Annotated in this window: 16 protein-coding genes and 1 pseudogene; 9 read left to right on the top strand and 8 right to left on the bottom strand. The window is 64.1% G+C overall.

Annotated features, from left to right (window positions below; all coding sequences use genetic code 11):
• The first annotated feature begins 325 nt into the window (after window positions 1–325).
• The 3 genes from AX737_RS21380 to AX737_RS21390 all read left to right on the top strand — a co-directional run bounded on the left by AX737_RS21380 (window position 326) and on the right by AX737_RS21390 (window position 1,804).
• Window positions 326–541: a hypothetical protein gene (locus AX737_RS21380; RefSeq protein ID WP_066924742.1), complete on the top strand. Its 216-nt coding sequence runs from the start codon at window positions 326–328 to the stop codon at window positions 539–541.
• Between the two features lie 254 nt (window positions 542–795).
• Entirely contained in the window at window positions 796–1,296 is a 501-nt protein-coding gene (locus AX737_RS21385) for a MucR family transcriptional regulator (RefSeq protein WP_066924744.1), read from the top strand.
• Between the two features lie 79 nt (window positions 1,297–1,375).
• The gene (locus tag AX737_RS21390; protein ID WP_066924746.1) at window positions 1,376–1,804 is read left to right on the top strand and encodes a hypothetical protein; all 429 of its coding nucleotides are present in this window, start codon (window positions 1,376–1,378) and stop codon (window positions 1,802–1,804) included.
• A 392-nt stretch (window positions 1,805–2,196) separates the two neighbouring features.
• Here AX737_RS21390 and AX737_RS37425 read toward each other — a convergent pair whose 3' ends face one another.
• Together AX737_RS37425 and AX737_RS21395 are read right to left on the bottom strand one after the other, a co-directional pair.
• Window positions 2,197–2,319, bottom strand: a complete 123-nt coding sequence (locus tag AX737_RS37425; RefSeq protein ID WP_280949097.1) for a hypothetical protein — start codon at window positions 2,317–2,319, stop codon at window positions 2,197–2,199.
• 640 nt (window positions 2,320–2,959) lie between these two features.
• The gene (locus AX737_RS21395; protein WP_066924748.1) at window positions 2,960–3,475 is read right to left on the bottom strand and encodes a PAS domain-containing protein; all 516 of its coding nucleotides are present in this window, start codon (window positions 3,473–3,475) and stop codon (window positions 2,960–2,962) included.
• A gap of 324 nt (window positions 3,476–3,799) precedes the next feature.
• On the opposite strand from AX737_RS21395, the gene AX737_RS33505 reads away from it, so the two are divergent.
• Window positions 3,800–4,063, top strand: a complete 264-nt coding sequence (locus AX737_RS33505) for a hypothetical protein (RefSeq protein WP_156453871.1) — start codon at window positions 3,800–3,802, stop codon at window positions 4,061–4,063.
• Window positions 4,064–4,079: 16 nt separating this feature from the next.
• On the opposite strand, the gene AX737_RS21400 is transcribed toward AX737_RS33505, so the two are convergent.
• Together AX737_RS21400 and AX737_RS21405 are read right to left on the bottom strand one after the other, a co-directional pair.
• Window positions 4,080–4,571, bottom strand: coding sequence for a hypothetical protein (locus tag AX737_RS21400; RefSeq protein WP_066924750.1), 492 nt, complete (start codon window positions 4,569–4,571; stop codon window positions 4,080–4,082).
• Window positions 4,568–4,777, bottom strand: a complete 210-nt coding sequence (locus tag AX737_RS21405; RefSeq protein WP_066924752.1) for a hypothetical protein — start codon at window positions 4,775–4,777, stop codon at window positions 4,568–4,570. Before AX737_RS21405 ends, AX737_RS21400 begins: the two co-directional genes overlap by 4 nt.
• A 247-nt stretch (window positions 4,778–5,024) precedes the next feature.
• On the opposite strand from AX737_RS21405, the gene AX737_RS21410 reads away from it, so the two are divergent.
• Entirely contained in the window at window positions 5,025–5,612 is a 588-nt protein-coding gene (locus tag AX737_RS21410) for a response regulator (protein WP_082773208.1), read from the top strand.
• A 368-nt stretch (window positions 5,613–5,980) separates the two neighbouring features.
• On the opposite strand, the gene AX737_RS32345 is transcribed toward AX737_RS21410, so the two are convergent.
• Window positions 5,981–6,796, bottom strand: a complete 816-nt coding sequence (locus tag AX737_RS32345) for a helix-turn-helix domain-containing protein (protein WP_082773209.1) — start codon at window positions 6,794–6,796, stop codon at window positions 5,981–5,983.
• 513 nt (window positions 6,797–7,309) lie between these two features.
• On the opposite strand from AX737_RS32345, the gene AX737_RS21415 reads away from it, so the two are divergent.
• The 3 genes and pseudogenes from AX737_RS21415 to AX737_RS21425 form a co-directional block, all read left to right on the top strand.
• Entirely contained in the window at window positions 7,310–7,492 is a 183-nt protein-coding gene (locus AX737_RS21415; RefSeq protein ID WP_156453872.1) for a hypothetical protein, read from the top strand.
• A gap of 102 nt (window positions 7,493–7,594) precedes the next feature.
• Window positions 7,595–7,807 (top strand): hypothetical protein, encoded by a 213-nt coding sequence (locus AX737_RS21420; protein WP_066924756.1) that lies wholly within the window; start codon window positions 7,595–7,597, stop codon window positions 7,805–7,807.
• Between the two features lie 27 nt (window positions 7,808–7,834).
• Window positions 7,835–8,158: pseudogene (locus AX737_RS21425) on the top strand (HU family DNA-binding protein); the annotation flags it as partial.
• 22 nt (window positions 8,159–8,180) lie between these two features.
• Here AX737_RS21425 and AX737_RS21430 read toward each other — a convergent pair.
• The 3 genes from AX737_RS21430 to AX737_RS21440 form a co-directional block, all read right to left on the bottom strand.
• Entirely contained in the window at window positions 8,181–8,909 is a 729-nt protein-coding gene (locus AX737_RS21430) for a sigma-70 family RNA polymerase sigma factor (protein WP_066924760.1), read from the bottom strand.
• Between the two features lie 475 nt (window positions 8,910–9,384).
• A complete protein-coding gene (locus tag AX737_RS21435) occupies window positions 9,385–9,594 on the bottom strand; it encodes a cold-shock protein (RefSeq protein ID WP_066924762.1) in 210 nt (69 codons plus the stop codon).
• Between the two features lie 644 nt (window positions 9,595–10,238).
• Window positions 10,239–10,490, bottom strand: coding sequence for a hypothetical protein (locus AX737_RS21440; protein ID WP_066924765.1), 252 nt, complete (start codon window positions 10,488–10,490; stop codon window positions 10,239–10,241).
• An 818-nt stretch (window positions 10,491–11,308) separates the two neighbouring features.
• On the opposite strand from AX737_RS21440, the gene AX737_RS32350 reads away from it, so the two are divergent.
• Complete coding sequence (locus AX737_RS32350) at window positions 11,309–11,755, top strand: hypothetical protein (RefSeq protein WP_245293484.1); 447 nt, start codon at window positions 11,309–11,311, stop codon at window positions 11,753–11,755.
• Window positions 11,756–11,916: the final 161 nt, after the last annotated feature.

The following is an 11,916-nucleotide window of genomic DNA, read 5'->3' on the forward strand; positions in this document are numbered from 1 at the left end:
GGCCGAGGGCAACGCCAACCAGCAGAACTTCCCGGTCAAGCAGTACGGCCAGACCTCTGGCGGCAACCGCTGCTAAAGGGCGCGCAGGATGAATAAGACGGTGAAGCTGTTTTCCTACGGCATGATCGGCGCGTTCGTGGTCGGCCTCGGCTTGGTTCTGTGGAACTCGGCCGACCTGCTGGCTGGCTTCTGAGCCGCCCGCTACACCGAGGACGAGACCGTGCGGGACCGCCTTCGGGCGGTCCTTTGCGTTTCCGCCCATGATCCCGGCCGAGATGTTGCGTCCGCACGTCGGCAGCGTTGGCAACTCCATAAGGATTGCAGGGTGAAGAAGGGCCGGCTGACGGCGTTCCTGGTCGCCGAGCTGCGCCCGCCCGGGGTTGCGTGCGTCTACGCGGTCGTCGCGCCGTCGAGTGCGCGGGCGCTGGAGCTGCTGCGCAGCTCGATGCCAGGCGCGGCCGAGATCATGGTGGTGGGCGGCTTCTCGCGCGACACGGTGCGTCGCTTGCACCTGAAGCCCGGCGAGGTGCGGCGCGTCTAAGCTGCTACCAAGCTGCCGCGTTAGGTGCAGGTAGCCCGGGTCGAAGCCACCAGCCCGGACAAGTGCGTCTCAATCGAGGATGGTGAAAGTGCTGCCCTAGCATCGCTCGTTGCGGTAGTCATGCGCGGTCGGCGCACGCCCTGATTGAGAGAAAGTGCAAGATACAAGGGGCGAAGCCTGCCGGTTGGCAAGGCAGGCTTGACTGTCCGGCCGCTTTCGTAGTCGTTGCGTCCCGAAAATGAAGGGGGTGTCCTATGGAAGATCAGGCAAGAACTCAGTCGGATATTTTTCTTGATCAAGCGGCCGGCATCGTGGCTGCCTACGTGTCAAACAACCACGTGCAGGTCGGTGAGCTGCCGGCGCTAATCGCGGCCACGCACGCTGCCCTTGTTGGCCTTGGGCAGCCCACAGCACCCGCAGAGCCGGATGTCGAGAAGCCCAGCGCCGCCCAGATCCGCAAATCCGTCACGGATGACGGCATCGTCAGCTTCATCGACGGCAAGACCTACAAGACGCTCAAGCGCCACCTCACTACAAACGGCCTGGATCCCCGCGCCTACCGCGAGCGGTACGGCCTGCCCGCCAATTATCCGATGGTTACCGCCACCTACGCCGCCCAGCGCTCGGCGCTAGCCCGCAGCATCGGTCTGGGTCGCAAGGCTGCGGTCGATGTGGGGGCCGAGCCCGAGATCACACCGCCTCCGGCCGAGCCGCCGAAGCCCCGCGGGCGCCCGAAGAAGGCTGCAGCCGCGTAGGGCGGCCGCGCTACTGGCCGAGGCTCAAGCTCGGCTATATGCCTGCTGTATCCGGTACCGGCGTCCAGCAGGCCTCTCCATGCCGATCCGGCGCGAGCACCGCTTCTTCTACCCGATCGACTGGCCGCAGCTCTCGGCCGTGATCCGCTTTCGGCGCGCAGGTGGGCGCTGTGAGGCGTGCCGGCGCCCTCATGGACAGACCGTCTGGCATCTCGGCGATGGGCGTTGGTGGGACGCTGAGGCGGCTTCCTGGCGCGATGGCGCGGGGAAGATCGTCTGCCTGCCGGTCGGCGCCGACGACGTGCTCGGGGTGGTGCGGACCACGCGGGTGGTGCTCGCCACCGCTCACCGGAACCACGACACGGCCGACAACCGGAACGCGAACCTGATGGCCGTCTGCCAGCGGTGCCACATGCTCCACGACGCGCCCGAGCATCGGCGCAGGCGGTGGCGAACTCTCTTTCGTCGGCGGGCTATGGGGGACCTGTTTCGGGGGCCCTACGATTGAGATCTGCGGCGTGATTACCCTGTCCTGCTTACTAGCCGAGCTGTTCGTCGGTGGTGCGGTCGCCGCGCGCAGGCCTCCGGGATGACAGTCCCGTGACGAGTGTCAGACCGCACGCGATCTTTGGCATGCCACCTGCTACCCGATCGTCCGACCCGCTTCGGCGGTGTTCCTCCCAAGACTCAGCCCGCCCGGCTTATGGCCGCGGCGGGCTTTTTCGTGCCTGCTGCCCTTCATAGTCGGCCGCCGCAGTCCGCTTCACCCCTTTGGGACATCGGAGGCGGGACAGGACCGGTGCCACTGTGCCTTAAGCATCAGGGGCCCTCAGCCGAGAGCGCGCGCACTTTGATGTCATCCAAGGCGATCTCGGTACCGTCTGACATGGACGCGCGAACTCAATAGCCGGCAGATTGAAGGGCTGAGATTTTTTCCCACGCTTCCACGGCAGTCTCGATCTGGTGAGCAACGCTAGGCTCTTCCTTGTTGTCGAGGTTCGCGCCGGCGATGATGTAGCCCATGTCACTCTCCTGCTTGGCAGCAAGCATACGGCAGCGACAAACGATGCGCGAGAGGACGAGGTAGCTGCGCGGAGCGGGCTTGGCCGTTCAGCCCAACCGGGGGCACACAGGTACCATGCGCACGGCTGTCTGTGCCTCAACACACCTACAACGTGTCCGCGCTGATCATAGGAAGGCGACAAGCCGTCATTGCCCCCTCGGCGGCCCGATCCAGCGGCGCAGTGGTCTTCGGACCCTGCGCCGTTGTCGTTTCTGATAGCCTGCGAGTGGCTTCATCGTTTCTGCGGCCCGCTTGGCCATCGGCAGCCACATGCAGCTTTGAGGCGCGTGTCTGCCTGATCCATCAGTTTGCGAGACCTAACAGCATCTCCGAGCGCGCTGGCGCGATCCGCAGCCGCTACGTCGCGGCGCGCGAACCAGCGTAGCAGGGCCGAGCGCATACAAGGGATCAAGTTCAGCATAGGCTCTCAGACCTGCAAAATTCATACACTCGGACTTGAACCATCTGGCCTGTGTGTCGTCTTCTGAGCAGCGGACCGGCTGCTATGGCGCGAGAGGGGGCTCTGCCGCTTGCTGTGGCGGCTGGTCCGTGTTTTCGCCTTATCCTTGGTCGTCTCGGCGGGTTCGCTGGCGCCTGGCGTCAGTTTAGCTCTTGCCTTTGCCCCTCGCGGACCTTCCGCGCGAGTGCTCGTCCGACCGCCAGCAGTACCATGTCGATGAGGAGACGCAGCGAGGCGCTGCCATCTGCGTCGATGGCTTCTCGGGCCTTCAGGGCGTGTCGGGCGGCTCGCTCCAGCGGGGTCTCAGGCCCATCTCGGGACTCGCCCACTTCGTTTCCTATGAGCTTCTGCTCGGTGATGTCGATCAGGACGCCGTGACCATGGGCTGGCATGCCTTCGGTCCTGGGGTAGCTACGGCCGTGATCCAGCACCCATCGCGTGCCGTCCGGTGTGCGGACGCGGTATTCCAGGACAATGGGGCCGCTTTCGTGCTCAGCCCGCGCAGCAGTTGCCAGGATCATGGCGCGGTCCTCCGGGTGGACGCGCTGCAGAACGACGTCGAGCGGCAACTCCGTATCAGCCAGGTCCGGATGGCCGGTCAGAAGCTCGGCAGCGGCTCGGTCGAGGACGTGGCAACCACCCGTGGCAGACCACATCCAGGAGCCAACAACAGCGGCGCCACTCCTCATGGTCCGCTGGCCGCGTAGCAATTTGGCTGACCGGTCATTCGTCCAACCGCGCACCCCATACCCCCTCGGTCCTTTGCGTCGGTCAGCTAGCCGCACCGCAGTTCAACTTCTCGTTAACGGCTTGGAACCCATTGGCAGCAAATCAGTTATGCGCAATCGATAAAGCTTGGCCGTGTACACCCCTTCCATGGGCGCACGTGCCTGTACACCAGCGGCTTCAGAACGCCGCGTTTGGGGACACAGATGACTTGTTCGGATCCGGATGCCCCCAGAAGGGCAGCGGCTATGCCTGTGTCTAAGAACGATGCGCCCCAGCGCCCTCGGTTGCCTGACCGAGCGCAGCGCACGCTGGATGAGATCGCAGACGCCCTGAACATCACGACGGCGCTCCTGCATCAGGATGCTCAATCCGAGCTGCTGCGCAGTGGACCAGTCAGCTTGATGGAAGCTTCCAAGCTGCTGCAGACCTATATCCGGATCCAGGATCCGGAAGCGCGTCAGCGCTGCTTGGCCTTCGTGCAAGAGGAAGCCGCTCGTGGTGGTGGAGGGGCATAGGACGAGGGAACCTGCCTCATCCTGTCATGGGTTTGATGCGCGCTGATGTCCTGGCCACCACCTGCTGCCGGCGTAGACGCTCTAGCAGATCCATCTGCTCATAGAGCTGTTCCAGAGTTTCGCTCGCGTCCGCGCCGGTCCGTACGACATCCGTCACAGCTTCCGCCAAGATCGAAGAGCGCAGCTCGGCCTCCGCAATCTGATGACTTAGCTCGCCCGCCAACCCGCCATTGCGGACGACAGGCGCCGCACCGCCCACGCTCCCATCCGTCTCGGAAACGAGGCTCACTATGAGCGTCCAGTGCATCTGGGCCAACTCGAGTGTCCGCTCAATTTGCGCCAAGACGTCCTTGGCAGTCTGAAGGGCAGCCGACTCTTGAGCGAGCGAAGCCATGAATAGGAGCTGCTGGTCACGGCGCTGCTCAGCCGCGGTCACTGCATGGATGGCTGCAGCAAGGAGATCCTCGCCTGCCGCCAAGGTGCCGCTGGTGCCTTCGCCGGCCTTCATCGGTTGGCCATCTCGTAGATTGCGATTTGCTGGCGACGTAGGGCCTGCAGCGCCTCCATCTCGCGCCAGAGCTGAGCTTCGGCCTCGCTGGTGTTCAGACCCGCACCCCTGCCAGCAATAAGTGCCGTGATCTGTTCAGAGATCCGCACCTCGCTCGCCCGGATCAGGCGGCCCAGGTGCTCGGGGATCTCGTCGTGCGGCCTCAACCCCGTCCTCCCGCGCTTTCGCTCTAGTCGCAGCTAGAGCAACGTGCATTAGCGGATCTCAGGACACCAGTCATGGACACGCTGCCGCATGCCTGAGCTGCCCCCCGCTCGGCGGAGGCGCGGCCCCAATTGTTACGGCAGAGCTGAAACCGGATCCGCCTGACGCCGTTCGGAAGGGAAGCGACTTACATGGATTAAGCACGATCCCGGAGCGTGAACCCCGCTCACCTCCGGGCAGGGAGAAGCTATGCGCCGGGCCGACAACGTCTTCCAGTCCCTCAGCTACGAACCAGCGACCACGACGGCGCACGGCGTCGCGCACGGCTTGGCAGACACTTACGCCGAGCTTGTGGATGTTGAGCTACCCGACGCGCTCGGCTCGCTCGTGCTTCTGCTGAAGGAACGCGAGGCGCCGGTCTGGAAGCACCTTGATGGTCGCCGCACACCACCCCTGCCGACGAAGCTTGTGGTCGTCGTGGAGGATGACCCAGCGGTGCGGGAACTCGCCGTAGCGATGCTGGAAGAGACAGTGCTCGACGTGGTCGCGTGTGCGAGTGCTGAAGAAGCCTTGGCCGTGCTGGGGAAGAACGCCGACAGCGTCGCCATGCTGTTCACAGATGTCCAGCTTGCGGGAGAGATGGATGGTGTCCAACTCGCCTGTCTCGCGAGCCGCAATTGGCCGAACGTGCGCTTGGTCGTCACGTCGGGCGGCGCTGGAGACCGCGCTGCCGGCCTTCCCGGCAAGGCCGTCTACCTAGACAAGCCCTGGCGCGCGCTCGATGTGCTGGTGCAGGTTGACCAAGCGGTGCGGCTCCCCGGGCCGCCATGCCCCTAGCCCGAGCGGCTGAACCTCCTCATCGAGACTGACACTCCGGTCCATTCTTGCACGGAGTGGGGGTTCCTTGCGCTGTCCCCGCTCCGTTCAGATCGTACCGCTCCGCTATGGCTTGCCAATAATCCCGCTCTTCACCGCCCGGCAGTTGGGCGAGATGCGCCTCAATCGCGTTGCGGGCCGCAATCGAACCAGCCTCGATCTCCAGGTAGGTCGCGAGCCATGACTTCTCCACATACCCTCCGGCGTTGCCTCTCCGCTCAGCGAACGTGCAGGCGCGGCCTATCGCTCCTTGCATCTGGACCGCGTGGTTATTGCGCCGTTTCACAAATCGAACAGTCGGATGCAGCTAGCACATGGCTCCGCCCGTTCTACCGCCCACGAGAATTCTCCCGAGACTGCATCGGTTGAGGTCGCTCGCTGCCTCCCGGCAGCATCTTTGACGGTTTCGCTGGCCTCGGTTTTCCCCGGATTTGAACCTGAGTAGGCGTGCCGGTCGCGCTTTTGACCCCTCCCCCCTCAAGAGTGCGGGCCGTTGGGCTTGCCGGGATGGGCGAACGCCGCGTCAGCCGCAGCCAAGCCGTCCACTCGGCCGAGACGATCCGGACCACGTTCGTATCGTTGCGCCAGCCTGTGACCTTCCGCTCCTCAACCGTGATGAGGCCGAGGCGGCGGGCCTCCCGCAGAGCGTTTTTCACGGTGGACCGGCCGACGCCGGCAATCGCCGCGATGTGCTCAATGGCGAGGCGGCAGTCCTTCCGGCGGACGGTCTCGGCCGCCACCAAGGCAAGCACGGCCTGCTCCCCGGCGGTGAACCGCGCCGCGATGGCCGGAGGAAGCCGCCCAGAAGCCGCCCAGCGGCGGCGGCGCTCTAGGCTCACGTCGGTGCGCGGCCGGCTGCCCACGCCCGTCCTGCGCGATCCTGGGGCTTCTGAGGCAATGTAGGGATTTCCCACATTGGTTGAGGTCCCCGAAACGGGGGAACTCAAATTCTGCCCCGCCGGCAGGTTCTGGTTATGGGTGCGGCCCACAACCAAGCGCCGCGCATCGATCAGGGCCGCCAGCGTCTCAGCCTCCCCCTCCGTCACCTGCCCATTGGCAACGGCACGCCACAAGGCCGCCGTCACGGCCGGCAGAGCGGCACGCGGCGCAGCCTCCGCCTGTTGGCGGATCGCGTCAGCAAACATCGTCCTCGACCCTCTCGGGCCGCGGCTAGGGTCCAGGCAAAGCCTTACCGTTGCGAAAGTTGGCGCTTTCGCTTGACGCCGGGGGGCGTCTTGTGGCTTGTGAGGGGTATTCAGTCCGGCCTCACAAGGCCTTCGGTTTTTCAGCAGGCTCCCGTTTGGCGACGGGGGCCTGTTGGCTTTTTAGGGTCTCGTTACCGCGGCGGCGCTCTCCTGATGCCGGCTCACGACTCGCTGAGGCGAGCTTGCCGGAACAGCCCATGTCGGCCGGGCGGCAGGGTTAAGTCAACGTTGCGGGGGCGGGGAATGCGTCAGCGCCTCAGCCAAGCGGCGCCATCCTGCTAGAGCGCATCGCAGCAGCGCTTTCTGAAAGCTGGCCGGAACACCATTACAGCAGCCTATTAAACCCTTTCCTTATAGGGGTTGGTAACGGTGTTCCCGTCGTGCCGCTGCTAAGCCGGCGGTCGGTTCAGCCCGGATCAGGCTGTTACTCTGAGCGCGATGCAAGGCGGGGACATGCGGCAGTGGTTCGCGCGTGCGGCACTCTGGACGCTTGCTGTTGGCTTCGTATCGATCGGCGCTGGCCTGATCCATTCGGCCTTCACAGGGTGGCAGCAATCGCCGGTAGAGACGTTCCTCGGCGTGGCCTTCCTGCTGACCGGCGCGGCCATCTGGTGGCACAAGCTGCGTTGGGCTTGACGCGATGATCCGATCCGAGCTTGTCGGCAGCATGCGTTCGCTTCGGACCAGCACCTTTCCTAGTCGCGGCGCGTTCCCCTGTCGCTAGGAGGAGAACCAACTATGCGAGCGCCGAAGAAGCTGGCCCGTGTTCTCTCCGACGAGATCAGCGGCGAGTACCACCTCACGTTCGAAGCTGAGGACGGAGAGGTCTTCAGGATCAGGGCGACTCAGCAGCAGGTCGAGGACCTGATCCAGGAGCTGGACGATCTTATCGGCGATGACGCTGAGGAGGAAGATGAGGTCACCGAGCGCAAGGAGCTAGGCGACGAATAGCGCCCGCACCACACCTTACCGCGTCACCACCAGCTAGGTGCCATGATCCGTTCCGAACTTGTTGATCGCGTCGCGGCCCAGAACCCGCACCTCTACGCCCGAGACGTTGAGGCCATTGTGAGCGCGATCCTCGGGCGCATCACGGAAGCGCTTGCGGCTGGTGATCGCGTCGAACTGCGCGATTTCGGCTCCTTCGCTGTGAAGGTGCGAGGGGCCTACACGGCGCGCAATCCACGCACGGGGGCTTCGGTCGACGTGCCCGCCAAGGTCGATGTGCGGTTCAAGCCGGGGAAGGCCATGCACACGAGGTTGAACGGCGGCTCGGCACCCTCCGCAATGGCAGCGGAGTGAACAGCAGGCCCTGCCGAAGCGCTCAGTCTGGTTGACCGCTCATGGCCGAGAGCGTCAGCCGGTCGGCGCCAATGTCGTTACCATCGTAGCCGAGTAGCGCAACCAAGCGCTCGCGCGCACGGAAGACGCGGCTCTTAACCGTACCAACCTGGCAGCCCATCACCTCGGCAACCTGTTCGTGGCTCATGCCCTCGACCGCCACAAGCATGAGCGTTTCACGCATTGCAGTCGGCAACCGAGCCAGCGCGGTTCGCACATCCTGCAGGTCGGCGCAGCCTGTCTGCTCCGGTGCGGTGGCGAGCCGGTTCGTGAACTCGCCGTCCACGTCCTCGACCTCTCGGCCCTGCTTGCGGGTCAGGCTGTAGAACTGGTTGCGGGTGATCGTGAAGAGCCACGCTTCGAGGTTCGTGCCGGGCCGGAAGGACGATTGGCTGCGCCATGCCCGTAGCACCACGTCCTGCACCACGTCGTCGGCGGCGGCGTGGTCGCATCCCAGCGAGCGGGCGAAGCGCCTGAGCGTGGGGACAGCCGCGAGCAAGCCAGATCGGAACACCTCGGCGTCGCGGTCCGCTACTCCGGCCAAAGCGCAGTCGAGCTGCGCCAGCAGAGCGCTGAACCGTTCAGGCGGCTCGGGCTCGCTTTCAGGCTGGTCGTAGGCAGCAGCAAGCAACTGCCCGAGATGCTGCCGCACGGCGTCCGGCAGGGCAGGTATCTCGGCTGCACCCTGCTCGTCGTGGCTGATCTCGATCATTCAACCTCAGGAGAGGGGTGCGCTCACGCTTCCCTACCCTGAGTAGCAAGCTCCTCTCAAGCCGCGGCTGCCCCATGGCGCCAAAGCCCCCGTGTGTATCGAACCGGGCTCAGCACGAGGCTGACCAGCGCACTTGCCGCGAGAACGAGCAGCACCGGAAGGATAGCCAGCAGGATCTTGATCATAGGCCGCTTCAGTCTGCCTTCCTGAACGCTCACATCGGAGCGGCAACCAGGGGCACTCTGAAACGGGCGAAACTAAGAAGCCGTCACTGAGCGCCGCATAGTTTGGTCCAGACAAGGCAACGGCCACGGAAGCCGAGGGCGGTGCGCGTACATCCGGCGTCACCTCCCTCGGCATCGTGGCCGCTTCCGATCACGCGGCAGAGCCACGGTCGGGATGAGTTTCATATGGGAGGCGTATGGTTAACGATCAATGAAGCGCCTTCCGATATGACGAAACGACCACCGGGAGGTCAGGCGCTCTGAAGCTGACCTGCCGACTCCTTCCCAGAGCGGCGGTCCGTCTCGACCTCGTAGGAGACCTTCTGCCCCTCGATCAGGTTGCGCATGCCAGCGCGCTCCACGGCCGAGATGTGGACGAACACGTCCTTGCCGCCGTCATCGGGCTGGATGAAGCCGTAGCCCTTGGTCTCGTTGAACCATTTCACAGTGCCGGTGCTCATAAAGGCTCTTCTCCACGTGGCCCACTTGCCTCGCTGTCACATAACCGCGCTCGTCCAGGCGTGATCCCTCGTGTTTTTCGCGCCATCGGGCTGATCACCCGAACCTTCGTTGCCGCCCCCGAGCCCGCTATGCCAAGCGGGAGCGGGTCCCATTCGGACATCGCTCCGCGGCACTGGATCAAGCTTAACCGAGGGCTAACCACACTGGAACAAGACCCGGAAACAGCTGCAGGGATGGACGTTTACCACCCGATCCAACCTGCTTAGCTGGCGCTGGCCCCCTATGACGCTCACCGTCCTTGATCCCATCAGCGGACAGCTCGTGACGATCCGCGTGCCGGCCCCCCTGCCGCGCTGACCTTTGCCTTCTATGCGACCGCTCCCGCTTGCACCGATGACCTGCCTACCGATCTACCGCCTACTCATGGCGGCCGCCGTTCTGCTTACTGGCGCGATGGGTGCCTCCCGGCTTGGCCCCACCGGGCCGACAGATCCCTGCTTGGGGCGGTCGCATATTCACGCCTGCGCGATTTTTCAGGCGCCATCGGCTGTGCCAACCCCGCAACCGCCGAAGGTTGAGGTCGTAGCGGCGATCGGCAGAGCCTCCTGAGAGGTAACGCTGCCGACCCGGAGCGGCTTACCTCTCAGACCCTTGATCCCTCAATACGCAGCCTCGCGGTTTGCCGCCCGTAAGCGTGCTCCTTGTAGAGCCCGCCAGCCTTGGCAAAGATCCGCACGACACCGACGCCGCCCTGTGCGCTGACCCGCTTGGCGTTCAGGATAGCCCGATCTTTCGCGCGTTCCTGATTGTGCACGCTGGCAACTAGTTTGCCCTCGCTCATCACCCGCCAGCCGGCTCCTTCGACGAACGCCACCTCAAACACCGTCTCGTTCATAGCGCAACGAACTGCTTCTTACGCTGACACTACTGCCGCGTTTGGTCATGTTTAGTGCAACGAGCATGTTGCAGCGAAAGAAAACGCCCTAGGAACTGACCCCAGGGCGTCTATTCGCCCACGCGGCGAAATTGATATGGCTGGAGCCGTTAGGCCAAACTTCCGATCCGCCAGGCTTAGCACGAGCTAATATGTAGTTCGGGCAGGCGCTTTCATTGCTCAACGGGCGGCAGAAACACCAAGAGTCAAGCGGCGGGAGGCGTCGCCAGCTCGTGAGAGAAGGATGGTACGAAAGACAAGTTCAGGCTGTTCTTGCCAAGCCTGAAGATGCTGATTGTCCACTTGAACGACGGCGCCCTCGAAAGAATAGTTTCCGGGCTTGGATGGGAAGTTCAAGTCCGAAAAGGAGATGATTGGGAGCATTACCGCCTCGCACTTGCTAAGAATAGCAAAGTCCTAGGCGGTAGATTTGTTCCTCGGGATCGCTGCACAAAACGCAACGCGGATGCCCAGGCATAGCTAGGGAGGCGGATCTCGGCGGCTGGAGCTTTTTGCACACACTCCTGCCCGGTCCGGGAGCTTCTCGGCCAGCAGAGCCGTAAACCGCACTGGCGTGCTTGGTTCGCAATCGGTCGGAGCGTAGGCAGCAGCGAGCAATCGGTCGAGACGCTGGCGCACGGCGTCCGGTAAGGGCGGTGCATCGTCGGCTGGCAACACGCCGATGGAGCCACTCTCGGTCATCAGCGCTCAGCCTTCATGCTACTTCACCGTGCACCTAAGCCACGAGAAGCGCAAAGCGGGAGGGGTCCAGGGTGTCGATGACGAAACGCGAACTCGCGGACGCCATTTCGAACGCGATGCACATGCCTGATCGGGCAACTTTGGCAGCCTTTGCCCTGGATCCGGTCACGGCCTTCGCATCCAACCCGTTTGCTCGCACCAGCGCAGCCGCCGTAAAGCATACCTGGACCGTGCAGGCGTTCGAGTTCCCGGTGCGAGACATTCAGGCCGCCGGTCTCTCAAGCCTGCTGCAGGCCGTCTCCGCGCTACCGGGGACAGAACGGCTGATGCAGGAGATCCTGCGCGCAGGCCCGCACACCCTGAACGCCTTCTATCATGGCGAACGGCGCGAGATCGTCGGTGCAGTTCTGTATGGGCGACCGCATGTACCGTTGCCGGTCTTCACATCGAGCGCACCGACACGGCCAAAGCGAGCCCAGCGCGCATCCGCGGCCCAGCTTGATCTCTTCGCAGTGGAAGCGTGAGCGGCAAAAGAAAACGCCCCGGGAGAAGCTCCCAGGGCGTCCGTTCGACTAAGCGGCCAGTTTGATCGGGCTGGGGATGCTCAGGCCAAACCCTTGCGTAGCAGGGTCTCAGTACGAGCCGAACTTGTAGTTCACGCCGGCGCGGACGACGGCGAACTCGG

It is taken from the genome of Methylobacterium sp. CCH5-D2 (genome assembly GCF_001556475.1).
In the GTDB taxonomy this organism is placed as follows: domain Bacteria; phylum Pseudomonadota; class Alphaproteobacteria; order Rhizobiales; family Beijerinckiaceae; genus Methylobacterium; species Methylobacterium hispanicum.

Excerpts from the sequence above, each read along its gene's own strand:
- AX737_RS21420 (WP_066924756.1), top strand. The coding sequence starts at position 7,595 with ATGCGAGCGCCGAAGAAGCTGGCCCGTGTTCTCTCCGACGAGATCAGC.
- AX737_RS32345 (WP_082773209.1), bottom strand. The coding sequence starts at position 6,796 with ATGTTTGCTGACGCGATCCGCCAACAGGCGGAGGCTGCGCCGCGTGCC.
- AX737_RS21410 (WP_082773208.1), top strand. The coding sequence starts at position 5,025 with ATGCGCCGGGCCGACAACGTCTTCCAGTCCCTCAGCTACGAACCAGCG.
- AX737_RS21385 (WP_066924744.1), top strand. The coding sequence starts at position 796 with ATGGAAGATCAGGCAAGAACTCAGTCGGATATTTTTCTTGATCAAGCG.
- AX737_RS21430 (WP_066924760.1), bottom strand. The coding sequence starts at position 8,909 with ATGATCGAGATCAGCCACGACGAGCAGGGTGCAGCCGAGATACCTGCC.
- AX737_RS21395 (WP_066924748.1), bottom strand. The coding sequence starts at position 3,475 with ATGTGGTCTGCCACGGGTGGTTGCCACGTCCTCGACCGAGCCGCTGCC.
- AX737_RS21400 (WP_066924750.1), bottom strand. The coding sequence starts at position 4,571 with ATGAAGGCCGGCGAAGGCACCAGCGGCACCTTGGCGGCAGGCGAGGAT.
- AX737_RS37425 (WP_280949097.1), bottom strand. The coding sequence starts at position 2,319 with ATGGGCTACATCATCGCCGGCGCGAACCTCGACAACAAGGAAGAGCCT.
- AX737_RS21415 (WP_156453872.1), top strand. The coding sequence starts at position 7,310 with ATGCGGCAGTGGTTCGCGCGTGCGGCACTCTGGACGCTTGCTGTTGGC.
- AX737_RS32350 (WP_245293484.1), top strand. The coding sequence starts at position 11,309 with ATGACGAAACGCGAACTCGCGGACGCCATTTCGAACGCGATGCACATG.
- AX737_RS21435 (WP_066924762.1), bottom strand. The coding sequence starts at position 9,594 with ATGAGCACCGGCACTGTGAAATGGTTCAACGAGACCAAGGGCTACGGC.
- AX737_RS21390 (WP_066924746.1), top strand. The coding sequence starts at position 1,376 with ATGCCGATCCGGCGCGAGCACCGCTTCTTCTACCCGATCGACTGGCCG.
- AX737_RS21440 (WP_066924765.1), bottom strand. The coding sequence starts at position 10,490 with ATGAACGAGACGGTGTTTGAGGTGGCGTTCGTCGAAGGAGCCGGCTGG.